Origin of the sequence: Asaia sp. VD9 (genome assembly GCF_037150015.1) — a bacterium.
GTDB lineage: Bacteria > Pseudomonadota > Alphaproteobacteria > Acetobacterales > Acetobacteraceae > Asaia.
Map to the genome: position 1 here is coordinate 331,611 of NZ_JBBCQM010000002.1, position 25,183 is coordinate 356,793.

Annotated in this window: 21 protein-coding genes and 1 tRNA gene; 12 read left to right on the top strand and 10 right to left on the bottom strand. The window is 61.6% G+C overall.

What is annotated here, in order from left to right:
* The first annotated feature begins 220 nt into the window (after positions 1-220).
* Positions 221-1,747: a glycoside hydrolase family 32 protein gene (locus WFJ47_RS03890; RefSeq protein WP_336760976.1), complete on the top strand. Its 1,527-nt coding sequence runs from the start codon at positions 221-223 to the stop codon at positions 1,745-1,747.
* A gap of 109 nt (positions 1,748-1,856) precedes the next feature.
* Here WFJ47_RS03890 and WFJ47_RS03895 read toward each other — a convergent pair whose 3' ends face one another.
* From WFJ47_RS03895 to WFJ47_RS03905, 3 genes are all read right to left on the bottom strand, one after another.
* Positions 1,857-2,981 carry an oxidoreductase gene (locus WFJ47_RS03895; protein ID WP_336760978.1) on the bottom strand — a complete coding sequence of 375 codons (1,125 nt, stop codon included), beginning with the start codon at positions 2,979-2,981 and terminating at the stop codon, positions 1,857-1,859.
* Between the two features lie 355 nt (positions 2,982-3,336).
* Positions 3,337-4,584: an FMN-dependent L-lactate dehydrogenase LldD gene (gene lldD / locus WFJ47_RS03900; protein WP_336760980.1), complete on the bottom strand. Its 1,248-nt coding sequence runs from the start codon at positions 4,582-4,584 to the stop codon at positions 3,337-3,339.
* Positions 4,585-4,655: 71 nt separating this feature from the next.
* Positions 4,656-6,353 (bottom strand): thiamine pyrophosphate-binding protein, encoded by a 1,698-nt coding sequence (locus WFJ47_RS03905; protein ID WP_336760981.1) that lies wholly within the window; start codon positions 6,351-6,353, stop codon positions 4,656-4,658.
* A 100-nt stretch (positions 6,354-6,453) separates the two neighbouring features.
* Here WFJ47_RS03905 and WFJ47_RS03910 point away from each other — a divergent pair, with 100 nt between their 5' ends.
* The 4 genes from WFJ47_RS03910 to WFJ47_RS03925 all read left to right on the top strand — a co-directional run bounded on the left by WFJ47_RS03910 (position 6,454) and on the right by WFJ47_RS03925 (position 9,618).
* Complete coding sequence (locus WFJ47_RS03910) at positions 6,454-7,377, top strand: LysR family transcriptional regulator (protein ID WP_336760982.1); 924 nt, start codon at positions 6,454-6,456, stop codon at positions 7,375-7,377.
* A 154-nt stretch (positions 7,378-7,531) separates the two neighbouring features.
* A complete protein-coding gene (locus WFJ47_RS03915) occupies positions 7,532-7,846 on the top strand; it encodes an SMR family transporter (protein WP_336760983.1) in 315 nt (104 codons plus the stop codon).
* Positions 7,847-8,506: 660 nt separating this feature from the next.
* Positions 8,507-8,860 (top strand): hypothetical protein, encoded by a 354-nt coding sequence (locus WFJ47_RS03920; protein ID WP_336760984.1) that lies wholly within the window; start codon positions 8,507-8,509, stop codon positions 8,858-8,860.
* Positions 8,861-9,240: 380 nt separating this feature from the next.
* Complete coding sequence (locus tag WFJ47_RS03925; RefSeq protein ID WP_336760985.1) at positions 9,241-9,618, top strand: heme-binding protein; 378 nt, start codon at positions 9,241-9,243, stop codon at positions 9,616-9,618.
* 371 nt (positions 9,619-9,989) lie between these two features.
* Here the strand turns inward: WFJ47_RS03925 and WFJ47_RS03930 are convergent.
* Both WFJ47_RS03930 and WFJ47_RS03935 read right to left on the bottom strand, forming a co-directional pair.
* A tRNA-Arg gene (locus WFJ47_RS03930) sits at positions 9,990-10,066 on the bottom strand.
* A gap of 136 nt (positions 10,067-10,202) precedes the next feature.
* Positions 10,203-11,183 carry an alpha/beta fold hydrolase gene (locus WFJ47_RS03935; RefSeq protein WP_336760986.1) on the bottom strand — a complete coding sequence of 327 codons (981 nt, stop codon included), beginning with the start codon at positions 11,181-11,183 and terminating at the stop codon, positions 10,203-10,205.
* Between the two features lie 340 nt (positions 11,184-11,523).
* Between WFJ47_RS03935 and polA the strand changes: the two genes are divergently transcribed.
* Genes polA through WFJ47_RS03950 form a run of 3 tightly spaced genes read left to right on the top strand, consistent with a single transcriptional unit; the run spans position 11,524 to position 16,704 of the window.
* Positions 11,524-14,283 carry a DNA polymerase I gene (polA, locus tag WFJ47_RS03940; protein WP_336760987.1) on the top strand — a complete coding sequence of 920 codons (2,760 nt, stop codon included), beginning with the start codon at positions 11,524-11,526 and terminating at the stop codon, positions 14,281-14,283.
* Positions 14,284-14,286: 3 nt separating this feature from the next.
* Entirely contained in the window at positions 14,287-14,913 is a 627-nt protein-coding gene (locus tag WFJ47_RS03945; RefSeq protein ID WP_127100313.1) for an SCO family protein, read from the top strand.
* Between the two features lie 60 nt (positions 14,914-14,973).
* Complete coding sequence (locus WFJ47_RS03950; RefSeq protein ID WP_336760988.1) at positions 14,974-16,704, top strand: ABC transporter substrate-binding protein; 1,731 nt, start codon at positions 14,974-14,976, stop codon at positions 16,702-16,704.
* Here the strand turns inward: WFJ47_RS03950 and WFJ47_RS03955 are convergent.
* The gene (locus tag WFJ47_RS03955; protein ID WP_336760990.1) at positions 16,667-17,929 is read right to left on the bottom strand and encodes an acyltransferase; all 1,263 of its coding nucleotides are present in this window, start codon (positions 17,927-17,929) and stop codon (positions 16,667-16,669) included. The two genes, WFJ47_RS03950 and WFJ47_RS03955, sit on opposite strands and share 38 nt — an antisense overlap.
* Before the next feature lie 153 nt (positions 17,930-18,082).
* Complete coding sequence (locus tag WFJ47_RS03960; protein ID WP_336760992.1) at positions 18,083-18,502, bottom strand: superinfection immunity protein; 420 nt, start codon at positions 18,500-18,502, stop codon at positions 18,083-18,085.
* Between the two features lie 377 nt (positions 18,503-18,879).
* Between WFJ47_RS03960 and WFJ47_RS03965 the strand changes: the two genes are divergently transcribed.
* A complete protein-coding gene (locus WFJ47_RS03965; RefSeq protein ID WP_127100307.1) occupies positions 18,880-19,347 on the top strand; it encodes a hypothetical protein in 468 nt (155 codons plus the stop codon).
* 43 nt (positions 19,348-19,390) lie between these two features.
* Here the strand turns inward: WFJ47_RS03965 and WFJ47_RS03970 are convergent, their stop codons facing one another.
* Positions 19,391-19,573, bottom strand: a complete 183-nt coding sequence (locus WFJ47_RS03970; RefSeq protein WP_336760993.1) for a hypothetical protein — start codon at positions 19,571-19,573, stop codon at positions 19,391-19,393.
* A gap of 137 nt (positions 19,574-19,710) precedes the next feature.
* Positions 19,711-20,967: a phosphoribosylamine--glycine ligase gene (gene purD, locus WFJ47_RS03975; RefSeq protein ID WP_336760994.1), complete on the bottom strand. Its 1,257-nt coding sequence runs from the start codon at positions 20,965-20,967 to the stop codon at positions 19,711-19,713.
* Positions 20,968-21,025: 58 nt separating this feature from the next.
* On the opposite strand from purD, the gene xseA reads away from it, so the two are divergent.
* Both xseA and WFJ47_RS03985 read left to right on the top strand, forming a co-directional pair.
* Positions 21,026-22,477, top strand: a complete 1,452-nt coding sequence (gene xseA, locus WFJ47_RS03980; protein ID WP_336760995.1) for an exodeoxyribonuclease VII large subunit — start codon at positions 21,026-21,028, stop codon at positions 22,475-22,477.
* Entirely contained in the window at positions 22,477-22,845 is a 369-nt protein-coding gene (locus tag WFJ47_RS03985) for a hypothetical protein (RefSeq protein ID WP_408868614.1), read from the top strand. The genes xseA and WFJ47_RS03985 overlap by 1 nt, the downstream gene beginning before the upstream one ends.
* A gap of 138 nt (positions 22,846-22,983) precedes the next feature.
* Here WFJ47_RS03985 and WFJ47_RS03990 read toward each other — a convergent pair whose 3' ends face one another.
* Entirely contained in the window at positions 22,984-24,009 is a 1,026-nt protein-coding gene (locus tag WFJ47_RS03990; protein ID WP_336760998.1) for a prolyl oligopeptidase family serine peptidase, read from the bottom strand.
* A 220-nt stretch (positions 24,010-24,229) separates the two neighbouring features.
* Here WFJ47_RS03990 and WFJ47_RS03995 point away from each other — a divergent pair, with 220 nt between their 5' ends.
* Complete coding sequence (locus tag WFJ47_RS03995; protein ID WP_336760999.1) at positions 24,230-25,099, top strand: LytTR family DNA-binding domain-containing protein; 870 nt, start codon at positions 24,230-24,232, stop codon at positions 25,097-25,099.
* Positions 25,100-25,183: the final 84 nt, after the last annotated feature.

The window sequence follows — 25,183 nt, forward strand, 5'->3', positions numbered from 1 at the left end:
TGCAGGTTCATTCATAGTTTGATCGTCCTCGCACGAATGGGTCGGCTGAACGGATAGGAGTGGAGCCCTGAACTCCATATTTCAAGTGCCTATAATTACGTATTGATCGAGGCCTGTCGCCTCTTTGCTTGCCTTTATGGCATTTTGCCATTATATGAATGCGCGCCGGAGCAGTCCGGTGCAATCAGAAAAAGACCTTTTCATAAGCTCCTGGAAAAAAATGACTGAAAAGAAAAACGGATGCGTTTTCTCCCTTATGGGGCGACACTATCGGCCCTCAGTTCATTTCACCCCGCCGATTGGCTTCATGAATGATCCCAACGGCCTCGTTTTCGACGGGACGCAATATCATCTTTATTATCAGCACAATCCCGATGCGGCGTATTCCGCCAATATCTGCTGGGGTCACGCGATCAGTACGGATCTGCTGAGCTGGAAAGACCAACCCATCGCGGTACCGAATACGGTTGACGGTCAGGCCTATACCGGCTGTGCCGTGATCGACCGTGACAACAGCTCGGGCCTGTTCCCCAGTACCAATGGTAACAACATGGTCGCGCTCTACACGCGCTCCCTGCCCACGCGTCAGAGCCAGTATCTGGCGATCAGCCGCAATAACGGGCAGAGCTTCGAGGAATACGGGCAAAACCCCGTCCTTGATATCGACAGCCCCAATTTCCGTGATCCGCAAGTCATCTATCATGCCCCCACGCGCAAATGGGTGATGGTGATTGCCGAGGTAGATCAGCATCAGATCGGCTTCTATGCCTCGCCGGATCTGATTCACTGGACGCATCTCAGCAATTTCGGTCCGGCCGGGCTTCCTACCGTCAATTACGAATGCCCGAACCTCATCCAGGTGAAAGATGAATGCGGCACAGCGCATTGGGTGCTGTTCGTCTCCATCAATCCGGGCAGCCCGATGGGGGGCAGCGTCACCCAGTATTTCATCGGCGATTTCGACGGGGCCGTGTTCACTCCGTATGATGGGATCCTCCGGCTCACCGATTTCGCAAAGGATGCCTATGCCCTGCAGGTCTGGAGCAACATGCCGGATGAGGAGGCCGTCAACATCGCCTGGATGGGGAACTGGCAATATTGTCAGGAATTGCCGACCCAGGATTGGCGTGGCGCGATGTCCCTGCCGCGCAGCCTCTCGATCCGGCATGACACGAACGGCTATCTGCGCCTTGCACAGAAGCCGCGTGGTGTTGAAAAGCTGCGCCGCAAGCAGCATAGCGAGGCAGGGAGCTACCTTCCGCAGGGGACAAAGCGCGACCTCCCACTCCCCCAGGGCAAGGCGATCGAAATCGTGCTGCGCCTGACCGCCGATGAGCATCGTCAGACCGATCCGTCCAGCTCCGGTCCCGTGATCAATCGTTTTGAGCTGGCCTTTGCCAATGCGGAGGGAGAGAAGCTGTCGATCGGGTATGACGTTTCGAGCGCACAAATCTGGCTTGATCGCAGCAAACTGCGCGGCTTCGATCATCCGTTTTATACCGGCCGTTTCGCCGCACCCATCAATACCGCGTTCTATGCGACGCCGCGCGGGTTGGATCTGCACCTGTTTCTCGATGGCTGCGCCTTCGAGCTCTATGCGAATGAATATCTGGAGACAGGATCCGCCCTTGTCTATCCGGCCAAGCCGCTCGATATCTTGCGTCTGAGTACCGACGGGATGGGTGTCACACTCGACAGCTTCGAGATCTTCACACTCGATAAGACGATGTGCCGCGAAACGGCCTGACCGCGTCCTGCGTCTTCCCTCCGGACCCTCGTATCAGCAGGGAAGACGCCTCCTCGCTGCGCCGATAGATCCGGCGGAGCAGTGCCGGTGCGGGCCGGTGCGCAGCCATTCATGCCTGCGGGCCAGCCTTGGGCGGCGGGGTGGGGTAGCCCGCCTGCGCACTGGCCTGGTCGTGCCAACGCCGTTTTTCCTCCGGGCTCAGCGCGAGCGGCACAGCACGTTTTTCATGAGCCGATTGGACCGCGGCCTCGATCACGGCCATGACGGCCAGAGCTTCGACAGGTCTGATCGGATTACCTGCTTTTCCGGTCAGTGCCCGAGCCAGCTGGCGGTAAAGCTCTCGCTGGTCGCCTTTCAGCGCCGGGCTCGGGCGGCTCTCACTTTCGGCCAGATATATTTCCATCGCATCCGGGTCTTCGCCCCACCCGGCGTGCCCCGGGATCATGCCTTCGCGAAGCTGTGCCTCCTGGGGATCAGCCAGCCTCTTGATCAGAGTACCGCCAGTACCGTGGACGACAAAGCGCGGCGCAGCCCCTGCTGCTAGGGAGCCCGTATGCAGGATGACGCGTGTCGCACCGTATTCCAGCAGGATATGGGCCCAGTCATCGCTCTGGGCGTTGTCCCGTTGCAGGGCGAGCGAGGCGTAGACCTGCTCGGGTAACCCGAAAATCTGGAGGGCCTGATCAATCAGATGCGGGCCGATATCATAGAGCACGCCTGCGCCCTTGGCGTTGCTCTCGCGCCAGCGATCCCGGACGAGGGGGCGAAACCGGTCGATGGTGGACACGAAATGTGTGACGCGACCGATCGTTCCGTCCGCGATGGCAGCACGAATGCTCAGGTAGTCGCTGTCCCAGCGGCGATTGTGAAAAACGCAGAGATGTCTGTCATGCTGCTCTGCGGTCGCGATGATCTCCCGGGCTTCATCGAGAGACAACGCGAAAGGCTTTTCAAGAACCACATGTTTCCCGGCGCGCAGGGCGGCGCAGGCAAGCGGGAAGTGGGTGTCATTGGGGGTGGCAATCACGACGAGATCAACATCCGGATCGGCGAAGGCTGTCTCTGGATCGGTATAGATCTGGCACGTCGCAGGCGCGCTGTTGGACGGAATGCCATGTCGTGAAACGATACCGTGCAGATGCCATTGCGGCAGCGTGGATAGGAAAGGGGCGTGAAAGGTGCGGCTGACATAGCCGAAACCCACCAGAACGGCCCGCAGGACTGGCTCTTCCATGAGTATCTCCGTCACAAAAATCATCTCCAGGAATAACCGCCAGAGAAAGGGAAGTGCCTCTTCATGCGGGCTTTCGCTGGACACTCAGGCAATCATTCTCGCCTGTCTTTAGCGATGGCTGCGCGTTTCGGTTGCACGCCATGTCCTCTGCGTCACCCCGCGTGCGGCGGGGTTCACGAGGCGTCGTATCAGGGGGATGCCTTGGCTCCCTTGCGCGGTTTGAAGGCAGAGTGACCAGGTTTCATCGCGTGGCGGCGCAGCGAGGGCCGAAAGGGGGCCAAGTCTCGTGTTTCCCCTTATTCTCCAGTGTGTGGCGTTGACTCCGTGAGAAGGTTCGGGAGCCAAGCGCCTTTGCTCAGCCTTTCGCCGAGGCATTCTGGCGGGATCGTGTCTTGCGTGGCGCGGGAGTTGGTTCTCGTGTCTCACCCCTCGTTGCCGGACTACCGGAGTGGGGGCTATATTCGCGCTGGAAATGGGCGATCTTGTCCTGCGTGATGTCCTTGATCGAGCCAGCGCCGATCAGTGTCATGGTCACTTTCAGATCGGCGGCGATCAGGGCCATGAGGCGCTGCACGCCTTTTTGTCCCTCGGCCGCCAGCGCGTAGATATAGGAGCGACCCAAAAGCACGCCCTGTGCACCGAGCGCGATCATGCGTGCGACATCCAGTCCCGAACGTATGCCAGAATCGGCCAGAACGGTGAGCCGGTCGCCCACCGCCTCGACGATGGCAGGGAGGACTTCCGCTGTCGGGGGGGCGCCGTCGAGCTGACGGCCGCCATGGTTGGAGACGATAAGACCATCGGCCCCCATGCGCAGCGCATCGCGCGCATCATCCGGGTCGAGGATGCCCTTGATGACGAGTTTGCCCTTCCAGCTCTCGCGTATCCATTCGAGGTCCTGCCAGCGTATGGTCGGATCGAAATTCGAGCTGAGAAAACCCATGTAATCGGTCATCGACATCGGGCGACCCGTATAGGCTTCTATATTGCCGAAAGAGAGCGGACGCCCTCTCAGCCCGACATCCAGCGCCCAGCGCGGATGCTGCAGCGCCTGCAGATATTGGCGCAAGGAGGCATAGGGACCGGACATGCCTGAATGTCTGTCGCGATAGCGCGAGCCCGGCGTGGGCATATCGACCGTGAAAACCAGCGTTTTCATGCCAGCCTGCCAGGCGCGTTCAAGTGCATTTTTCATGTAGCCCCGGTCTTTGAGGACATAGAGTTGGGACCAGAGCTGTCCGGAGGCATGTCGGGCGACTTCCTCGATGGCGCAGACAGAAACCGTGGAGAGGGCATAGGGAACGCCCGCCCGCGCCGCAGCCCGTGCTGCCTGAACCTCGCCCCGCCGCGCATACATGCCGGTTGCGCCGACCGGCCCGAGGGCAAAGGGCGCCGCCCAACGAGACCCCATAAGGGTGGTGTCGAGCCGGGGAGCGCCCGCACCAACCAGAACCTTTTGCCTGAACCGTATGGCCTGGAGCGCGTCGCAATTCGCGCGCATCGTCTGTTCCGTTACGGCCCCGCCATCGATGTAATCGAACAGAAAGCGGGGGAGGGCCCGCCTGGCCGCTTCACGATAATCGGTAGGCGCAGAGATGATCATGGTATCTTTCCGGATGGAGACGCTTGGGCGCCTCGTTTCAATGGGTCTGAGGGTGCGGTCAGCGCGAGGCGTCAAGAGATGTGTGGCGGGCGGGCATTCGTCCGGGCGACGACCTTCCCCCATTGTCTGAGCGTCTGGGTACAGTCGTCGCGCTCGATGCTGCATTCGATAAGGGTAGGGCCTTGTGTATTCGCGCAGGCGCGCTGAATGGCTGCCTCGAGTTCGGCGCCTGTTGCGGCATGCAATCCAAGACCGTGGCCCTCTCCCGCATTGAATACCTCCATCAAGCCCGCGTAATCCCAGTTCTTGATGTAATTATAAGGCCCGTCATGGATGGCAATTTCAATGACATATCCCCGATTATTGATCAGGAAGATGATCACAGGCAGTTTCTCTCGCACCATCTGCGAGACTTCCTGCGCGGTCAGCTGGAAGGACCCGTCACCCACCATCAGAAGATGACGACGCTCGGGTGAGCCCATGGCATTGCCGAAGCAACTTGGTACGGACCAGCCAATATGCCCCCATTGCATTTCGAACTCCACGCGTGCGCCTTCCGGCAGGCCAAGGCGCTGGGCGTTGAACCAGGAATCCCCGGTCTCGGCGCACAACGTGGTGTCAGGCGTCATCAGAAGCTGGATCTGGCGCATCATCTCGTCATTGGTGAGTCGCGCCTCCGGGGCTGCGGGCAGGGGCGCGAAGAAACGCGGCGGCTGTTTGGCAGTAGCGGCTGGTTCGCCGGGCGGCGTGGTCGGATGCTTGTTCAGCCGTGCGGCCAGAGAGTCGAGAAAGGGGGCGAGCGCAACGCGATCGAAGGTATGACCCGCCACCGTGACGCGCTCGGAATCGAGACAGGCGACATGCGGCCCCTTGGGCCACGCCGTCCACCCCACAGTCGAATAATCGTTGAAAACAGGGGCGAGGCACAGAACAGCATCGGCATTCTCGACCAGTTCCTGCGCGCCCGGATCGCTCACGGCTCCCCAGTACAATCCACGAAATCCAGGATGGGTTTCGGGAAAGAAGCTCTTGGCGGCTGCCATGATGGTAACCGGGCATTCCAGTGCATCCGCCAGATGGATAGCGGCCTGCTGCGCGCCGGCGGCCCGCAGGCGACTGCCCACCAGAAGCACGACTTTTTCCTTCCCCGCCAGCCAGGCCACGCAGGCATCAAGTGCGGCAGTAAGGCTCGCAGGGTCACTGTCGCGCAGATGGGGCAGGAACCCTGCCGCGCCGGGGCGCGGGCAGGGGGCATTGGCAATATTGCAGGCAATGCTCAGGAACCCAGGCTTCTGCTCACGCAGAGCCCTGCGTAGAACTTGATCGATCTTTGCCGGGGCTGAGGCAGCATCGGTGATCATCTCCGCGGCGCAGGTGACTTCACGCGCCATACGATACTCGAAGCCGAGATCCGTCGTGCCGGGGGTGTGATGCAGGATATGGCCAGAACCGTGATCATTTGAATTCGGGCCGCCGGCAATCACGATGACGGGCAGGTTTTCCGCATAGGCGCCGGCGAGGGCGTTCATGGCGGATATCGTGCCGACACCAAAGGTGACCACGGCGGCCGAAGCGCCGCGTGCACGCGCATAGCCCTCGGCGGCGAAACCGCAATTGAGCTCATTGCAGCAATAGACCTGTTCGAGCGCCGGCTGTTTGAGCAATTCGTCCAGCAGGACAAGATTGTAATCTCCCGCGACGGCAAAATGATGCGCAATGCCGATCTGGGTCAGCCTCTCGGCCAGATACATCCCTACCGTATAGGTCATTAGGTCTCGCTCCCTTGCTTCTTGCGAGACAGCCTAGGTGTTGTAGAGGAAGACATAAAATATATAGTTCAGCGGTTTTCCATATTCAGGGAATATGACCGTGGAGCTTCGCCACCTGCGCTATCTCGTTGCGATTGCCGAGAGCGGCACGTTCACTCTCGCCGCGGAGCGGCTGCATATGGCGCAACCTCCCCTGAGCCAGCAGGTGCAGCGGCTCGAGGAAGATCTGGGCGTGCGCCTGTTCGAACGCTCGCGTCGTGGCGTGACCCTGACCGAGGCCGGACAACAGCTTCTGGACCGGGCACGCACCATTCTCGCCCTGTCGGAGGAGTTCCGCTCTTTTGCACGGGGGCTGGCAGAGGGGCATGAAGGCTCCCTGCGTATCGGCATGGCTGGAGGCGTCACGCTGCATCCGCTGATCCCGGCTGCCATACAGGGGTTCCGTCAGGCGCGAAAAGGCGTGGAGGTGACGCTTGAGGAGAGCAACACGCCAGCGCTTTGCGCGGCGTTACGCAATGGTCAGGTCGATGTCGCGATCATCCGCCCGCCGGTTTTCGATCCGCAGATCGTCGTGCTTCCGCTCATGGACGAGCCCACCATGATCGTGCTGCCTTCCTCTCATGCCCGGCACAAGGCACGCAAACTCTCCCTGCATGACATAGCGGGAGACCCGCTCATCCTGTTCGAGCGCCATCTGGGGCCGGGGTTTTACGATACGATCATTGCCGCCTTCCTGCAGACGGGCGTTTCCCCGCAATTAGGGCAGCACGCCCCGCAAGTGGCGGCCATCATCCCTATGGTCGCCGCCGGTATGGGCGTGGCGATCGTGCCTTCCTATCTGAGCCAGATCCATGCCAGAGGAGTCTCGTTTCACCCGATCACCGGCCCTATGCCGCGCGCCACCATTGCCATGGCTTTGACCCGGGCTACGCCAAACAGGGCGGTCACCGCTTTTGAGGCAATCCTCCGCGCACTCTGTACACAGGGGCAGGGGGCTTTGGGGCTTGCCGGGAAGCAGAGCTGAGCGAGGCGCGTGCGTCTGGCGTCAGGATGGTGCGACAGCCTTGAACCCCCATGCCATTCGGGCTATAGGCGCGCGAGCAGCGACGACGTTCCTGCCTCCATGCGAGCTTCAAGACCGGGACGGCCCGGCGGAACCCGATCAATGGAGGAGTGCCATGGCGTGGATCGCGCTGTTTTTCGCAGGAATGAGTGAAATCATCTGGGCCGCTGCCATGAAGCAGTCTGCGGGCTTCACGCGTCTGGGGCCGAGCGTCATCACGCTGGCAGGGATGGTCGTGAGCGTTGCTTTGCTTGGCTGGGCGATGAAGACCCTGCCTTTGGGCACCGCCTATATGATCTGGACAGGAATTGGCGCTATCGGGGCGTTTCTGGTCGGTATGGTCCTGTTTGGCGAGGCTGTCACACCTTTGCGTTGTGGCGCTGCGCTTCTGATCCTGTCTGGTCTGATTCTGATGAAATGGTCCGCCTGATGAAACGAGAGCACCGGGCCTGAGAGGGGCTCGGGCGGGTCGCTTGTGACTGTTGTGTGGGATTGCTCCCGGTTACTCCCGAGCCTCTAAGAAAGGCTGGTTGTGTTCCGAAGAGTATGCCTCAGGGCGAAGAAAATGCCAGCGCTACCGAGCGGCGCGGGGGACCGTATTTCATTCGGTTCTGATGAAGGTGTACCGCCAGGGCCCTTTCCGGTGCGCTTCGTTACACTCCCTTGCCCTTCGTACCTCGCGCGGCGTGTATCGGGATGTCATAGGGACAGGATCACTTTCAGTCAGGTCGCCTCAGCCTATGCCCCACCGGGTCAAGATATCCGCCTTGCTTCTGCTGCTTTCAGGCGCTGTCCCGGTCTGTGCCTTCGCCCAGATCGGGGCTCAGGGCGGCACAGTTTATACCGGTCAGGTCTATCCGAACGCGTCCCCCCTAGGAACGAACGCGGCTCCGCAGATGCGCGACGGCCATGGAGAGGCGCGCTGCAGGCGGCTCCCGCCGCCTCGTGACAGGCGCGGGCCACCTCCGAACATGCAAGAAGGCAGGCCACCCCCGCCGCCACCTGGCGGTGGCGGGTATGGTGCCCCTCCCCACCCGCCTCGCGGATGTCGTCCGCCTCCTCCACCCCCTGGAGGGGGATGGGATCGACGATGACGTCGGCAGAGGATCTGCAGTCGGGAAGCGCGATGCAAGGACGAGACCCGGACAGGGTTTCCGTAGTCGAGGGTATTGTCGGAAGTCTCGGTATTGCGCGACGGAAAGAGGGGCGGTGTCTGGCGAGCCGATGCCGGAGGGGAGTCATCCTGTTCTCAGCCGCTGCAATGCTGGCGGGCTGCGTATCGCGCACCGCGCCGGACATGGACGATAGTGCCAGCCAGTCCGGCGATGCCGCTCCGGAACGTGGGACACGGTCAGGACAGGGCGGCGGCCCTGCGGGCGGAAGTCTCTGGCCGGAACTGTCGCGGACTGCCTTGCAGACCGGAATGGGCTTTCTTCATCACTGAGCGCGCTCCCAAGCCTTTCGAAAAGCGTGGGGGCGGCACGGGGCATCAGCCGATGCGCCTTGAAGGGAATGGATCAGGCAGGACTGAAGCGATGCGGAAAGCTGATTCGGGTTTTTCATCAGGACCGGTCATTGGTCATTGGGCGATGGTCAGCTACCGTTCTTGCTGTCGCGCGTTCAGCATCCTGCGAGAGGGAACGGGGGTGAGTGCTGCACGATTATCGGCGTCAGGGTTGCGAAGCGTTGCGGAACATATCGCCGGAAAGATCAAAACGAGAGAGAAACAAACCTCGCCATTGAGTGATAAGGCGCATGTGATGTTTGCCCTTATGTTGCCTGGCCGGTCAGGAACTCGCCGGAAGATCAAACGAAAGTAAGCCGATGCGCCTTGATGCCGCCCTTCCTTATATTGATCGCGCGCTGGAACTGGCTCGTGCCCGGAACGTCCGTGTTGCGGTGGCTGTCGTCGATGCCGCCGGGCATCTTGTCGCTTTCAAGAAAGATGACGGAACCCAGCTCGGCAGTATCGAGCTGGCCTTGATGAAGGCGCGCACATCAGCCTTGTTTCTGCGCCCCACGGAAGACATGGAAAAAGCCCTGCATGAGGGAAAGTCCATGATCGCAACGCTTCCGAACGTGCTTCCTGCCGGGGGTGGGATCCCCATCACCCGAGATGGCGCAGTGATTGGCGCGCTCGGACTCAGCGGTGGCGAGGGTGAAACCGACGCCCGCCTGGCTGAGGCTGCCGTCAGGAACTGACCTGCCGTTCCTGCCACGCCTTGCGGCGGGACCTGACAGAGCTGAAGGGCGCTACTGCTTTACGTATTGCGCCCGAAATGCCTCTTCGATGCGAGGCATGGGCATACGGCTGGCATCAAACTGACGATGCGGCATTGTCAGCCACCGCCTGGCGCTGATACGACCCAGGAAAGCACGGCTCACATCTCAAGTATCAGCGTTTCAGACCGCCACTCAGCGACCGGGCAGGAAAACATCGTACGGGCGCAGGGCAGGATCATCGGCGGCAAAGCTCTCCCTGCGTCGAGCGACCGAAATATATGTTCCGCACTGGGCGCCAAGCGTGCAACCTGCGCATGGCGTGCTGACTGGTGTGAATTTTGGGAAGAAAATGGCGGACCCGAAAGGATTCGAACCTTCGACCTTCGCCTTCGGAGGGCGACGCTCTATCCAGCTGAGCTACGGGTCCCGCTGGATCGCTTCATAGCCATATTCACCAGAGCGCGCCAGTCCCAAATTCTGCGCCGGGCATATTCGCGAATCAGGCTGCTTGAGGATGCCATGGACAAGACAGGCCTAGTGGGCGAGCGCTTCATGCCGCATCCTCAGATCGGGCCCTCATGGCCGGGGTCACCTGCCATCCACGCCGCGGCGGCGCTGTCGCCTCCCGAGGGGAGAAGGTGGTCCGGAGTCAGAATCCAGGAGGCGATATCGGTGGTGGCGTTGCGCCCGTTGCGGTCGCGCAGCAGCAGATGATGGCCGCCTGGAACCAGATCCTTGCGCGTGTGCGATGGGAGATGCTGCCAGAACCGGGCCATCGGGGCGGCAGGAATCATCTGGTCGAGATCGCCATAGAGCAGCAGCGCCGAGCCTTGAATGCGCGGTGCCGCGGCCTCGGCCGCGGCCATCAGATCGACGAGCCCGCGCAGCGTGTCCAGACGGTAGCCATGAAGCGTGAGCGGGTCGAAATAGAGCCGACGCAGTGCCGCCAGATTATTGGTGGCAATATGCTCTCCCGGTACATGAGCGCCCGTGAACACCCAGTCAGGGGCCATCCAGTCCATGCTGTTCAGGATAAGGCGCGAGAGCGGGTCGAAGCGCCATATGGCGGGTGAAATGAGAATGACACCGCTTATTCCCTGGCTGGCAGGGGAAGAGGCGAGCAATGTGGCCACCGCTCCCCCCATGCTTTCGCCCATGACGAACAGGGGGATACCGGGGTTCTGAAGCTGCGCCCAGCGGGCCTCCTCATGGGCATCCTGAACCAGTCTCGAGGTGCTGCTCCATCGGCCACGGCTCGCTGTCTCGCCAAAGCCGCGTACATCCGGGGCAATGGTTTCTATCCCTGAATCGGCAAGCTGCGGGGCCGAGAACTCCCAGGCGTCGCGACTATCGCCAAACCCGTGCAGGGCCAGGACGACAGCGCGTGTCTGGCCGCGCGCAGCCCATATCCGCAGCGGCGCGCGCGCGCCATCGGACAGGGTCAGGGTCGTAGTTGCCGGGATGAGCGCCGCTTCCTGTCCACGTGGCTGGGGGGCGTGTCTGGGCGGCGGGGCAGCGCAGCCCGCCAGGAATGCGGGCAGCATCCAAAGCAGGCCTCTGGAGCCAAAGCGGGACGGCAGGGCCGGGAGGTGCGCGCTCTGACGAAGGGTTTTGCCTAAAAATTTGCCCAGCTTAGCCAGCACGAGCGAGATCACGGCGAGGCGCGCGAAAGAGGGGCAGGGTAAAAGAGGATTCCGCCGCGCAGAGGGGCAGTTTGAATGCGGGCGGAACTCTCGTATCATCGGGACAGTATTGCGTCCTCGGGACGCGCTGGCCAGAGGGAGGAAAACAGCTCCCGGCCACGACAGAGTCACACTGGCCCTCACGATGCCAGCCCAGACAGGAGACGCCAGAATTGCAGCCTTCACGCCGATCGGATGCCGCATGAGCAGCAAGACCCATCTCGTTCTCGTCGATGGTTCGGGCTTCATTTTCCGCGCCTTCCATGCCCTGCCGCCCATGAGCAGCCCGGAAGGGGTGCCGGTCAATGCGGTATTCGGCTTTACCAATATGCTGCAACGCCTGTTGCGCGATCATGTCGGCACACATCTGGCCGTGATCTTCGATGCAGGGCGTCATACGTTCCGCAACGAAATCTACCCGCAATACAAGGCCCATCGTCCCGAGGCGCCGGAAGATCTGCGCCCGCAATTCCCGCTCATCCGGGATGCGACCAAGGCTTTCAACGTCCCGATGATCGAACTGCCCGGTTACGAGGCCGATGACATCATCGCGTCCTATGCCGAGGCCATCGAGCAGAGCGGCGGGCGCTGCACCATTGTTTCCTCTGACAAGGATCTGATGCAGCTCGTGAGCGAGGCGGTGTCCCTGCTCGATCCGATCAAGCAGAAGCCGATCAAGCTGGCCGAAGTCGAGGCCAAATTTGGCGTGGCGCCGGACCGGGTCATCGATGTGCAGGCGTTGATGGGCGATCCAACCGATAACGTGCCGGGGGTGCCTGGTATCGGTCCCAAGGGCGCGGCACAGCTCGTGCAGGAATTCGGCGATCTGGAGTCTATTCTGGCTGCTGCGCCGGATATGAAGAAATCCAAGCGCCAGCAATCGCTTATCGATCATGCCGAAGCCGCGCGCATCTCGCTCAGACTGGTCACGCTGGCGCGTGACGTCCCTCTGCCGGAACCGGTCGAGGCCCTGGGTTGCCGCGAGCCGGATGGCCTGGTGCTGCGCGCCTTTCTCGAGCAAATGGGGTTCCATTCCGTCATTCAGCGCATGGGGCTGGGAGCGCTCGCCGCGCCGCGTCCTGTAAAAGCCGCACAGGAAAACCCGGACGCGGCGTCTGAGCCTGCCTCCGGGGGCGACAAGCCCTATGGGCCCTATGAGACGATCCTCTCAATGGAGGCGCTCGAAGGCTGGATCAGTAAGGCTCGCAAGACCGGCTATCTGGCGGTCGATACCGAAACCGATAGCCTCAATGCCCGTCAGGCCACGCTGATTGGCCTTTCCCTGGCCGTGGCGCCGGGTGAGGCGGCCTATGTGCCTCTGCGTCATGAGGGCACGCTGGAACATCCGGCGGGCGGCCAGCTCGAGGTCGAGGCGTTGCTCGAGGCGTTGCGTCCGCTTCTGGCGGATGAGTCGGTGCTCAAGATCTTCCAGAACGCCAAGTATGATCTGCTCGTTCTGGGTCATGCCGGTATCAGCACGATCACGCCTGTCGATGACACCATGCTTATCTCCTATGCCCAGTCGGCAGGCGAGCATGGCCAGGGCATGGATGAGCTGTCGCGGCTGCATCTGGCCCATGACCCGATCAGCTATGACAGCGTCACCGGCACGGGCCGTAACCGCGTGCCTTTCGCGCAGGTGCCTATCGCACGCGCTACGGAATACGCTGCGGAAGATGCCGATGTGACGCTGCGCCTGTGGCAGGTTCTCAAGCCGCAACTGCGCGAGCGTCAGGCCGTGGCGCTTTACGAGACGATGGAGCGCCCTCTGATTGCCATCCTTGCGGCCATGGAGCAGGCAGGCGTCAAGCTCGACGCCGCCGAATTGCGACGCATGTCGGCCGATTTCGGCAGCCGCATGGCGGAGATGGAAATCGAGATTCATCAGCTCGCCGGGCGGAGCTTCAATCTGGGCTCACCCAAGCAACTCGGGGAGATCCTGTTTGATGAGATGAATCTGCCCGGGGGCAAGCGGACCAAAGCCGGTGCCTGGGGGACGGATTCCTCCGTGTTGCAGGAACTTGCGGATGCAGGGCATGACCTGCCCGCGCGTATCCTCGCCTGGCGTCAGCTCGCCAAGCTCAAATCGACCTATGCCGATGCGCTGGTCCAGCAGATGGATGCGCGCTCGCATCGCGTGCATACATCGTTCCAGATGGCGATCACCACCACGGGGCGTCTGTCTTCCAACGATCCCAATTTGCAGAATATTCCGATCCGGACAGAAGAGGGCGGTCGTATCCGGCGCGCCTTCATTGCGGAGGAGGGCTATGTTCTGGTCTCGGCCGATTACTCGCAGATCGAGCTGCGCCTTCTGGCCGAGGTGGCCGATATCGGGCCGCTCAAGGAGGCGTTTACGCTGGGGCAGGACATCCATGCCCGCACCGCGTCCGAGGTGTTCAACATTCCACTTGAGGGAATGGACTCCCTGACGCGTCGTCGCGCCAAAGCCATCAATTTCGGGATCATCTATGGTATCTCGGCTTTTGGTCTGGCGCGACAGCTTGGGATTCCCGCAGGGGAAGCCCGTCGCTACATCGACGCGTATTTCGCGCGCTATCCTGGAATTCGTGACTATATGGACCGGACCAAGGACGATGCGAAGCGCGATGGCTATGTGACGACGCCGCTGGGACGGCGCTGCTATGTGCCCGGAATCAACGAGAAGAACGGCGCGCGCCGTGGCTATGCCGAGCGTCAGGCCATCAACGCGCCTCTTCAGGGTGGGGCGGCCGATATCATCAAGCGCGCCATGGTGCGGCTGGGACGCCGCTTGCCACAGAGCGGGCTCGACGCCAGAATGCTCCTGCAGGTGCATGACGAATTGCTGTTCGAGGTTCGGGCGGATCACGCTGAGGCTCTGGCAGAATTCGTCCGCACCGAAATGGAACAGGCGGCGACGCTGAGCGTGCCGCTCGTGGTCGAGACAGGTATTGGCGTGAACTGGGCGGAAGCACATTAATCAATGAACAACAGCAAGAACCCCCGCAAGACATGGACCGCGCCGCGTATCGCGATCGTTGTGCTCATTCTCGCTCTGGCGCTGAGCTGGAGCGGATACCGCCTGTCGGAAAAATTCGGTGGGAGCGTTTCGACCCAGGGGAATGAAATCGGTGGAAGCTATCGCCTCGTGGCGCTGGGTGAGGGCAATGTCACCGAGGGTGATTTCAGGGGGAGCTGGGTTCTGGTCTGGTTTTTCGACACCCATTGCCCCAAGGGATTATGCGGCCCGGTGCTGAAGACCATGAGCGATGCCAAGATCGCCCTGACGCGTGAGGGAATCAAGCTCGCCCCGCTCGCCATCACGCTCGATCCGCTTCATGATGAGTCCGACGATCTGAAGAAATATGCGCTGCCACTGGGCGATCATGTCGTGCCGCTCACGGGTTCGCCCAGCATGATCGAGCGCGTCGCGAAGGAATTCCATGCGCCCAACGAAATGGTCCATGCCGATGATGGCACCGCCTATCATCTGCCGTCGCCCCGGATCGTGATCATGGACCCCCAGGGGCGTTATGCCGGAACGCTGGAAGCCACTGCCGGGACCGAAGCGCTCGTGACGCGTATCCATCAGCTCGCCCATCGGGGGTAAGGCCGGTTTGACACCAAGGCGCACCGATCGTTTCCGGCCCCGTCAATCAAGGTATCGGGTGTGAGAGCCGGGATTGGAGCAGCCATATCGGCTGCGCTACTCTGCGGCATGGCTTCCGCCGGGGCGGAGCCGCAGGCGCGGGGTACCACCTCGGTGCAGGCGGACGTGCCGATGGCTGGGCCCGACGCATCACGGGATAACGGGATCACGCAGGGTAGCCCGCATCGCGGCGGAACCCTGCGCCTCACCGCCGACGCGCCCGGCGGCACGCTCGATCCGCAGATCAACTACACCAGTGAGTATATCCAGCTCTTCGTGAATATGTATGACGGGCTGGTCACCTATCGCCAGGCAGACGGAACGGGCGGTCTCGAGGTCGTGCCGGACCTGGCCGAGACCCTGCCGGAAGTCAGTCCCGACGGCTTGGTCTGGGTATTCCGTCTGCGCGATGGGCTGCGCTTTTCGAACGGGGCGCCGGTCACGGTCGATGATGTCGTGGCATCGCTGCGGCGCATCTATCGCGTGGGCAGCCCGACTGCCCTGTCCTTTTACGGCAATATCCTCGGTGCAAAAGCCTGTTTGACCGATCCGGCCCGTTGCGCGCTCGAAGGGGTCAGCGCTGATCCCGAAACCAGAAAAATTTCCATCCGTCTGGTCGAGCCAGATGGTGAGTTCCTCCAGAAACTGGCGTTTCCGCATGCCGTGATCCTGCCGAAAGAAACGCCCGCAACTGAATCGGCGCTCACTCCTATTCCCGGGACCGGGCCATATCGCATTACCGCCTATGACCCGTCGCATCGCATGGAAATCGGGCGTAATCCCTACTTCCGGGTCTGGAATCCGGATGCGCAGAGCGAAGGCTTTGTCGATCGCATTGTCTACGATTTCGGCCTGTCTGACGAGGCTGAGGTGACAGCCATCGAGCAAGGGCAGTACGATTCAATGCTCGATGCCAAGCCGCAGGACCGGCTGGGAGAGCTTGGTGCGCGCTACACGCGCCAGGTCCATCTTCAGCCTCTGCTGGGGCTCTACTACCTGGCGTTGAATGTTCACGAGCCGCCCTTTGACTCGCTGGAGGTGCGTCAGGCGATCAATCATGCGGTGGACCGTCATGCCATGGCCATTCTTTATGGCGGCTCGGCTATTGCTGAACCCCTGTGCCAGATTGTCCCGCATGGCGTTGCCGGGGCTGATATTCCCTGTCGCTTCGGCAAGGCAACGCCGGAGGGCGTATGGAAGGGGCCCGATATCGACCGTGCCCGCAGCCTGATTCGCCAGAGCGGAAGAGCCGGGCAAAGCGTGACGCTGGTTGTGCCCAATCAGGCCATCGCTCTGGGAATGGGGGTTTATTTGCGCAACATGCTGCAGAGCCTCGGGTTCAAGGCCAGCGTACGACCGATGACCCCCGCCACCGCAGAAGGCTACGCCCGCAATTCGGACAATCATGTCCAGATCAGCCTGTCCTATTGGTATGCTGATTACCCGTCGCCCTCGAGCTTTCTGGATGCGTTGCTCGGATGCGAGAATGCGCGCCCGCATAGCGAGGCTTCGACCAATGCCAGCGGGTTCTGCCAGCCGGAACTCCAGTCATTGATGGTCCGGGCTGAGCATGGTCTGGACGCCGAACGCTCACGAGGCTTATGGGAGCAGGCAGGTAGCCTCGCCATGGAGCAGAGCGCGCTCGTTCCGCTCATCCAGATGCGTTATGTCGATTTCGTCTCCAGACGGCTGGGCAATTACCATTATTCCCTGCTCAATCACATGCTGATTTCGCGGGTCTGGGTGCAATAGCGGCCGCGTTCGGGCGGGCGGACTCTATCTGCGGACCAGCGCCGCATCGGGGCGCGATCAGCCTGCGCCGCAGATAAAGATCGAGCGGCCTCGAGTAAAAGCGCTCGATTGCGCTTCCCAGCCAGAACACCAGCAGCAATGTGGGCGGATAGAGGACCCACGCCCAGCGCATGGACATGGCTGCTGCATGGGCAAGGGCAATGACCGGCATCAGTACGAACATATGGCTCAGATAGAGTTCATAGCTTCGTTGTCCCCACTGCCTGAGCCACGCCGTACCCCTGAGCGTTACATGAGTGCCCCATCCGCGCGTGAAGGCCCAGAGCGTGAGCGCGATGGCCGTATTGAAGAACAAGGGAGTGCCCCAGGAGAGTATTGACCAGATTGAGGCGCCCCAGAGCAGATAAAGCACGATCCCAGAGCAGCCCAGACTGCCGCAAAGCACGGACAGCCTGCGCTGTGTCCTCTCGTTATTGAGCCCCGGATAGGCCGGTACACGCGGCAGGAGAAGGGCTGCGACGATGCCGGTCGCGATGGCGCTCATCCCCGGCGCATAGGCTTTCTCCTGCCAGATTTCGGAGGCATTGCGTAAGGACCAGTCGAACCAGGGAGCGGCAAGAGCAAGCAAGGCGGCGCAGGCGAGAAGACGCCTCGGCGTGCGTCCCAGGGTCACGCAGATCAACGGAAAGCCCAGATAGAAGAGTTCCTCGACCGAGAGCGACCAGAGGACATCCCAATAGGCAGGCAGATAGCCTGTTCTGGCTTCATAGACATTCAGATGCATCGTGAGTGCCGACAACGCAGCACCCCAGAGAGTCTGACCCGGGTGGTCTGGAACGAAACTCGGCACGCCCAGAACGCCGAGTGCGCAGGCAACCCCGATCAGGGCCAGGAGACAGGGTAGAAGCCTTGCTACGCGTCGCCCGGTAAAATCGCGTAGAGAAAGGGCGGCCGGTCTGGCCGAACGCTCCAGCATATGGCGCGTGATCAGGAAACCGGAGATGACGAAAAAGATCGTCACGCCCTTGATCCCGCCCCAGTTCAGCATGCGCAATACGCGCAGGGGCTGGACGTGAACCAGATCCGTTTCTGTCAGTGGAAAACGCAAGGCGAGGTGATGAGTGACGACCAGGAAGATCGAGAGGCCCCGAAGGCAATCGATCCCAGGATTGCGTCCCTCAACGCGGGTTTGTACCGCCATGCGGGGCGTGACTAAGGCTCTCATGACGGATCGGGGCTCCTGAAACTGTCTTCATTACTTGAAAGGAATGATGGCAGTCTCGTGGCGTGGTTGTGGCGCCCACATGGTGCAGTACCGATAAGGGAGCGCTGCGTGCCTTGGCCCCGCCTTTGTAGAAAGAGCCGTGACGATCCGTGTTCAGGGCCGCGGCATGGCTGGATCGAGCAGCGCATTCATATGCGCCCTGAACTCATCTCGGCTCAGAAGGCCACGATCAAACATCTCCTGCAGCCTGTTCATGGCGGCCAGATGCGCCTCGGGCGAAAGACCATGGCCTGCGGGCGAGGGCGGGGGCATGGGGGCGTTTCCCCAAGGCAGATGAGACGGATGTTTGGCAGGGTCTTGCGGCCAGATAGCCCATACGAACAGGGCAATCCATGCGATGAATGTCCAGCCCGCTACGATCGTCAGAATCAGGATCACCCATTTGGCATCATGGTCCCGATAGAATGCCACGATCGCCGGTATGAGATAGACCAGAAGGCTGAGTAATATGACTGCAATGGCAAAGATGATGAACAGGACCGCCATCATCCCCGCGAAGTCATCTGGCATCATTCTGCGCTCCTTGCCTGCTTTTACTGCCCCTATTGGTCCCTGATGCGAGGTCCAAAGCGTGTGCAGACATCTTCACGATCCCCCAACGTAATGGCAATCGCGGATATTCTGAAACGTCAATGATTTTTCGTACGGCCGGTGAGATCTGACGCTTCGCGGGTGTTAAGTGCTCCTTGGGATCGTTTGACGCCGAAGAGGCCGTCGGGGCGCGAGGCAGAGCGATGTCGCGGCTGCGAAGTGTTCCGCGCTCTTTGGGCGCAGCACATTCCAATAAATGTTATATATACCCTCAAAATAACGTGATAAACGTTTTATAAGTGATTTATCCTGTAACGTGATGCTGTCGTCGATCTCATCACGACACCACGGAGAACAGGATGATGCAGCATACGATCATGGCAGTGTTCGACACTGCCCGTCATGCCCAGATCGCCGTTGATGACCTTCTGGTTTGTGACATTCCGTCAGAATCCATCCACCAGTATCGCCTTGCCATGGGGGCCGATCCCGATGCGGCGATACGTCCCGAGAATGAGTTCCACCGTCCTTCGGGGGCCTGGACGTGGCTGATCAACGATCATCCGCCTCCCGCTGAACGAAGGGCGCAGCAGGAGGCGCTCTACCAGGAGAGCCGGCAACGCAACGAGCCGGTGGTCGTGACGATCGACAATTCAACTCTGACCAATGCCAGGATCATCAAGATCCTGGGAGATCATGCTCCTCTTGAAGTGCGGGGCAACAAGGAAGGATGGACTCATGCGGACACGTCGTTTGCGCAAGAAAATAAAATGGACCCGTCGGAATTTGACCCCCAGACCCCTGTCGAAATGACGGAGTATCACTGAGGCGTGGAACTGCCCGGCAAGAAGCAGGACGATTCCCGGGCCTTCACTGGCTGACCAGTTCCTCCTGACGCCCGATGGCCCCACCATCGGGCGTTTGACGTGCAGGGAAGACGGAGTGTCCGTGTTGATCGCAAGTCGATTGCGGCTCAGGGCGGGGTGTCGCTACGCAGGAGGCCGAGTCATCGCGCGTCATGGCCTTGATAGGCAAGACGGTCAGGCTGTCCAATCTTGACGTCGCTAAGAACCGTGTCGTTTCACGGCTCCCGTTTTGGAAGGTTTCGGATCATTGCGTGGGCCTGATCCGGTCCCTGCACACTTTTGCAGGCGAGGGATGAGCATGGCTCCGCCCATCCCGAGGGTCCGTCAGGCTCCGATATCGCGGCGATAGATCCCATCGGCCCAGTCGATGGCCGCCACACCCTCATAAGCGCGTGCGCGTGCGATTTCGGCGGTCTCGCCCCGCGCGCAGATTGTGAGCACGCGCCCGCCAGAGGCAACGAGCTTCCCGTCCACCAGAGCGGTACCCGCCTGAAAAACCGATACGCCCGGCACGGCTTCGGCACGGTCGATCCCTTTTATCGCCCCCCCTTTCGCCGGCGTACCGGGATAGCCGCGCGCGGCCACAACGACCGAGATCGAGGCGTCATCCGTAAACCGGATGGCAGCATCGTCCAGTCGGCCTGCGGCCAGAGCCTTGAGAACGGGAAGGAGGTCGGAATCAAGACGGATCAGGAGCGCCTGAGCCTCGGGATCGCCGAAGCGGACATTATATTCGATCAGCTTGGGACCATCCTGCGTCAGCATCAGCCCTGCGAAGATGATGCCCCGGAAGGGCGTGCCTCGGCGCACCATCTCCGCCAGCATGGGGCGCACCATGACGTCGAGCGCCTTTTCCTGTGCCTCGCGATCGAAATGGGGAGGGGGAGCGATCGCGCCCATGCCGCCCGTATTGGGGCCGGTATCCCCCTCGCCAATGCGCTTGTGATCGCGCGCAGCGCCAATCAGAACGGCGTCGCCGTCCGAGCAGAAGGCGAAGAGCGAGACCTCCTGACCTACCAGGCACTCCTCGATTACGATGCTGGCCCCGGCCTCGCCGAAGCTGCGATCGGTCAGGATATCGATGATGGCGTCTTCAGCTTCCTGCAGCGTCTGGGCCACGATCACGCCTTTACCTGCTGCCAGACCATCCGCCTTGATCACGATGGGAGCCCCACGACGACGGACAAAGGCGAGGGCGGGTTCGGCCTCTTCGAAGCGCTCCCAGCGCGCGGTCGGAATGCCGGCGGCATCCGCGACGTCCTTGGTGAAGCTCTTGCTGCCCTCCAGGGCGCTGGCGGCCTGACTCGGTCCGGCACAGGCGATGCCCGCGCTTGCGCACAGATCGGCCAGCCCGGCCACGAGAGGGGCTTCAGGACCAGGGACGACAAGGTCGATTCGCTGTTCGAGGGCGAAAGCCACGAGTCCTGTCACGTCGTCAGCGGCAAGCGGCACCAGTGTGCCGAGCGGCGCCATGCCTGGATTACCGGGGGCGATATAGAGCGCCTCGAGTTCGGGAGAGCGGGACAGGCAGGCCGCTAGAGCATGTTCGCGTCCGCCTGATCCGACAAGTAACACCCGCATCGTCATTCTTCCTGTTCTGACTGGTCCTAGCCCGCGTTCCGTAGCATAGACTGCGCGCATGAGCGAAAACGAACAGAGCGCGGGCGGGAATGTCCCCGAATATTCGGTCAGCGAGATTTCGGGCGCAATCAAGCGCACGCTCGAAGGCAGTTTCAGCCGTGTGCGTGTCCGTGGCGAGATTACCGAGCTCAAACGCTATCCCTCCGGTCATATCTATCTTTCCCTGAAAGATCAGGGCGGCAAGATTTCGGGCGTGGTCTGGCGTGGTTCGGTGTCGCGTCTGGGGTTGGTGCCCGAGAACGGGATCGAGGTGATCGCAACCGGTCGGGTCTCGGCCTATGGCGACCGCTCGAGCTACCAGCTCGTGATTGATCAGATGAGCTTCGCAGGCGAAGGCGCGCTGCTCGCCAAGATCGAGAAGCTGCGCCAGAAGCTGCTGGCCGAAGGCCTGTTCGATAACGAGCGCAAAAAGCCGCTGCCTTTCCTGCCACGGCTGATCGGCCTGGTGACCTCGAGCCGTGGGGCGGTGCTGCATGATATCCTTACCACCCTGTCCCGCCGTTTTCCCCGATCGGTGCTTGTCTGGCCTGTGGCAGTGCAGGGCGAGGGGGCGGTGGCCCAGATCACCGCGGCCATTGAAGGATTTGCGAACCTGGGCCTCCAGCCGGATCTTTCACCCGATCTGCTGATCGTTGCGCGCGGGGGCGGGTCGCTTGAGGATCTGATGGCGTTCAATGACGAGCGCGTTTTGCGCGCCGTCGCTGCCTGTCCCATCCCGCTCATTTCAGCCGTTGGGCATGAAACAGATACGACGCTGATCGATTTCGTATCGGATCGCCGGGCCCCGACCCCGACAGCAGCGGCAGAAATGGCGGTTCCGCTGCGTTCGGAAATGGTGGCGGATCTCGCGCATCGTGGCGCGCGTCTGGCAGGGGCTCTGTCACGCCAGTTGCAACTTGCCAGGGCGCGTCAGGACCAGGTGAGCGCGCGTCTGCCCGATCTGCCGAGCCTGCTGGAAACTGCACGCTTGCGCCTCGATGAGCGTGGGCAGCGCCTCGAGCTCGCGCTCCCCATGGTTGCCGCGCGCGCGCGGCAGAGGCTCATGAGCCTTGAGGGGCGCGTGCCCTCGGCGGCGCATTTCCTGGGACAAAAGCGATCTCGCCTCGATCTGGCAAGTGCGGCCCTTGCCGTGGGTATACGCCACAGAATGCAGCAGGAACGGGCGGGATTTACTCATGCCCGCCTCGGTACCGAGACATTGACGGCCCGATTAGGGCTTGATCGCGCAAGATTGGCCGGTATCGCAGGTCGTCTGGAGGCAGTTTCGCCCGAAGCCGTCTTGGCGCGAGGCTATGCGCTGGTGCAGGATGGGCGCGGCAAACCGGTGACGACAGCCTCGGGGCGGCCACGCGGCGGTGCGATCACGCTTCGTTTTGCTGATGGTACACGCTCCGGACGCCTCGACCCTGTGGGCACGGAACAGGAAGAACAGGGGGATCTTGGTCTATGATGCGCTCACATTTCAGGGCAACTGCTGCAGCAGCGCTGTCACTCGCTCTTCTCGCGGGGTGCGAAGACGCGCCGTCGCCGCAGCCTGTGCAGAACCAGGTCCATGCGCGCATCCCGCCGCAGGATTTCGCCCCCGGCATGACAGGGGAGACACCGCCTCCCGCCAATGAGGCGCAACTGACCAACGATCCCTCTGCCCCGGTGAACACGCCGCTTTGCGGCGCGGTACAGCAGGAGACGAACCGTATGGGCGGGCAGGTTTTCAGCGATGGTCTCGCCTCAGGCAGCACTTGCCCGCAAAATGCCTGCTTCAATCCACTGACCGGCACCTATATCGCGGCAACGGGCGCCCCCAGCGTCTGCCGCTGATCGCACTCACCCTCGTTCCTGGAACTGCCCTATCGTCCTCTGCAGGGCTGGACTGACAGGCATGCTGACGCCCGTCATGCTGGTCCGATGCCCATCGGTTCCTGCTCGGTGGGTGATTGTGCCGCGCGTTCTCGTCGATCACCGGCTGGGCATGCCCAACCCGCTTTTTGGGCTGTTCAGCAATGTGCGATCGTAGAAGCCCGTGAGCGCCTTGTTGAATACGGCATGAAACGCAGCGCGGTCGAAGCCAGGGAGGCTCTGGCAGATTGCCATTGCCTCATAGCCAGCCCGGCACGGCGCCAGGAAGTCGAAATGCCCGGCCCCGCTCACGGCGTGAAATTCGGGAGGCGAGGGCAGATTGTCGCGCACGGGCTCGACAGATCCGGGTGAGGGCAGGATCGCATCATTCATGGCCTGCCAGAGTTGCACGGGCAATGTAACGGGTGCGAGTGAGGCGCGTGTCATCGTGAATCCCAGAGCCGGGGCTGCAATCACCATGGCTTTGAAACGTGTGTCCTGTACCGACGGGAGACGGGCATCGGTCGGCAGTGTGCGCTTATGGAGCAGGGTGCAGGTGAAGCTGGCGGCGTGGAGCGCGCACCAGGGGGCCACGCGTGTCAGATCAGGCCGGGCGCCGACTGCAAGCAGGGCGGTCAGCCCCCCTGCTGAAAAGCCGAAAGCCCCTATGCGATTTTGGTCCAGATGGGCAGAAAGCGGCCATGCTGAGAGCATATAGGTCAGCGCTGCACTCATGGCCCGTGTACGGCCTACAAGATCGCTCGCGTGCGCCGTATCGTGCCAGTTATCCCCCGGCTCGGTGAGGGCCGCGACGACATACCCTGCCCGTGCCAACGCAGCCGCGGTATCGAGGTGGCTGGTCCATGAGCCACCCGTGCCATGCGAGATCACGATCAGCGCATGATTTTCATCGCGTACAGGACCATTGATCACGCATTCCTGCGCATACGGGCCAAGCGCTTGTGAGGTAGGCGTACCGGCGCTCGGATACCAGATGCCCAGTTCGATCCCCTCCGGTGTAACGAGATGCTGGCACCCCACCTCCAAGTGTGGGGGATTCTGCGTGGGGGAGGACTGTGCCATGGCAGAGCCGAGGCAGCAGGCGAGTATCAGGGTGGCGAGGGGGAGGCGACGGCTTAACGACATGAAAAGGGCAGACTCCTGTTGAGACAAGGTCAGAAACCTCTGATTCACGTGGCCAGCCAGCCTGTTTTCGTGAATGGGCGAGTGGGCGACTGAGCGATTGGGCGGGGTATGCAAGCCGCGTCGTGCACGGCATTCTTGGCTCAGGCAGTCAGCGCGTGGCGCAAGGCAAGGAGGGTATGAGCATTTGAGAGACGGGGAGCAGAGAGATCTGAACAGCGCCTTGGACTCTCACCCCGGCCAGGTCCATGGTCTTGCAGTACAGGGACCTCTGCTTCGCCCGCGCCTGCTCCTGCAAGGCTTGGCTTTGTCGATGGGAGTCGGGTTGTTTCTCGGCATTCTCGGCCCCTATGGCAGCTATCAGAATCCCGGCCTGCTCGACCGGGTCGCTTACTGGATTGCCTCGATCATGGCGGGGCTCGGACTCTATGCCGGCCCGCTCGTGCTGCTGCGGAGCGCCTGCATCCTCCATCGAGGAGGTGCGCTCTTCTGGATAGGTGTGATAGCTGGCACCGCGTTTCTGAGCCTGTTTCAGACTCTGATCACGCGTGACCTCGCCTTAACGATTTGGCCAGAGATCGCCCCACATTTGCCCGGCTGGTGGATATGGTACGTGCAGGTTCTGGCGATCGCCTTGCCAGGCGTTCTGGGCGTGCTGCTGTGGCGGCGTTATCGGGATAAGCGCGCCGAAATTTCTGCCAAGGGGGACGTGCCACGGCCGCAAGAGCCGGTTACGCCCGAAATAAGCCAGCCCGAGTCTGGCGCAGCACAGGGAGAGGGGCTGCGTATTGGAACCGCTTATCCCAGGCCCGAACACATCCACGCGCTGCAGATGGAGGACCATTACATACGCTGTTATGTCGCTGATGGCTCGCGTCTGGTGCACGGCGTCTTTCGCGATGCCGTTGCGAGGCAATCCGGATGTGACGGATTACAGGTCCATCGTAGCTGGTGGGTTGCGCGCCACGCTGTTTCCCGCTGGGAAGGAACGCCCAGAGCTCTGCGTTTGCATCTTTCCAATGGGCTGGAAGTGCCGGTCGCTCGCGCACAGGTTGCCCGTCTGCGCGAGGCAGGCTGGCTCGATAAGGACTGAATATACAAGAGTGACAAAGAGCCTGCGCTGGAAAGGCCTCAGGCTGCCGAGATCTGGACTGGCTCGATGAAATCGCCCTGAGAT

Bases quoted from the DNA above. Each gene is read 5' to 3' on its own strand.
- WFJ47_RS03890 (WP_336760976.1), top strand. From the start codon at position 221: ATGACTGAAAAGAAAAACGGATGCGTTTTCTCCCTTATGGGGCGACAC.
- WFJ47_RS03895 (WP_336760978.1), bottom strand. From the start codon at position 2,981: ATGGAAGAGCCAGTCCTGCGGGCCGTTCTGGTGGGTTTCGGCTATGTC.
- lldD (WP_336760980.1), bottom strand. From the start codon at position 4,584: ATGATCATCTCTGCGCCTACCGATTATCGTGAAGCGGCCAGGCGGGCC.
- WFJ47_RS03905 (WP_336760981.1), bottom strand. From the start codon at position 6,353: ATGACCTATACGGTAGGGATGTATCTGGCCGAGAGGCTGACCCAGATC.
- WFJ47_RS03915 (WP_336760983.1), top strand. From the start codon at position 7,532: ATGGCGTGGATCGCGCTGTTTTTCGCAGGAATGAGTGAAATCATCTGG.
- WFJ47_RS03920 (WP_336760984.1), top strand. From the start codon at position 8,507: ATGACGTCGGCAGAGGATCTGCAGTCGGGAAGCGCGATGCAAGGACGA.
- WFJ47_RS03925 (WP_336760985.1), top strand. From the start codon at position 9,241: ATGCGCCTTGATGCCGCCCTTCCTTATATTGATCGCGCGCTGGAACTG.
- WFJ47_RS03935 (WP_336760986.1), bottom strand. From the start codon at position 11,183: ATGCTGCCCGCATTCCTGGCGGGCTGCGCTGCCCCGCCGCCCAGACAC.
- polA (WP_336760987.1), top strand. From the start codon at position 11,524: ATGAGCAGCAAGACCCATCTCGTTCTCGTCGATGGTTCGGGCTTCATT.
- WFJ47_RS03945 (WP_127100313.1), top strand. From the start codon at position 14,287: ATGAACAACAGCAAGAACCCCCGCAAGACATGGACCGCGCCGCGTATC.
- WFJ47_RS03955 (WP_336760990.1), bottom strand. From the start codon at position 17,929: ATGAGAGCCTTAGTCACGCCCCGCATGGCGGTACAAACCCGCGTTGAG.
- WFJ47_RS03960 (WP_336760992.1), bottom strand. From the start codon at position 18,502: ATGATGCCAGATGACTTCGCGGGGATGATGGCGGTCCTGTTCATCATC.
- WFJ47_RS03965 (WP_127100307.1), top strand. From the start codon at position 18,880: ATGATGCAGCATACGATCATGGCAGTGTTCGACACTGCCCGTCATGCC.
- purD (WP_336760994.1), bottom strand. From the start codon at position 20,967: ATGCGGGTGTTACTTGTCGGATCAGGCGGACGCGAACATGCTCTAGCG.
- xseA (WP_336760995.1), top strand. From the start codon at position 21,026: ATGAGCGAAAACGAACAGAGCGCGGGCGGGAATGTCCCCGAATATTCG.
- WFJ47_RS03985 (WP_408868614.1), top strand. From the start codon at position 22,477: ATGCGCTCACATTTCAGGGCAACTGCTGCAGCAGCGCTGTCACTCGCT.
- WFJ47_RS03990 (WP_336760998.1), bottom strand. From the start codon at position 24,009: ATGTCGTTAAGCCGTCGCCTCCCCCTCGCCACCCTGATACTCGCCTGC.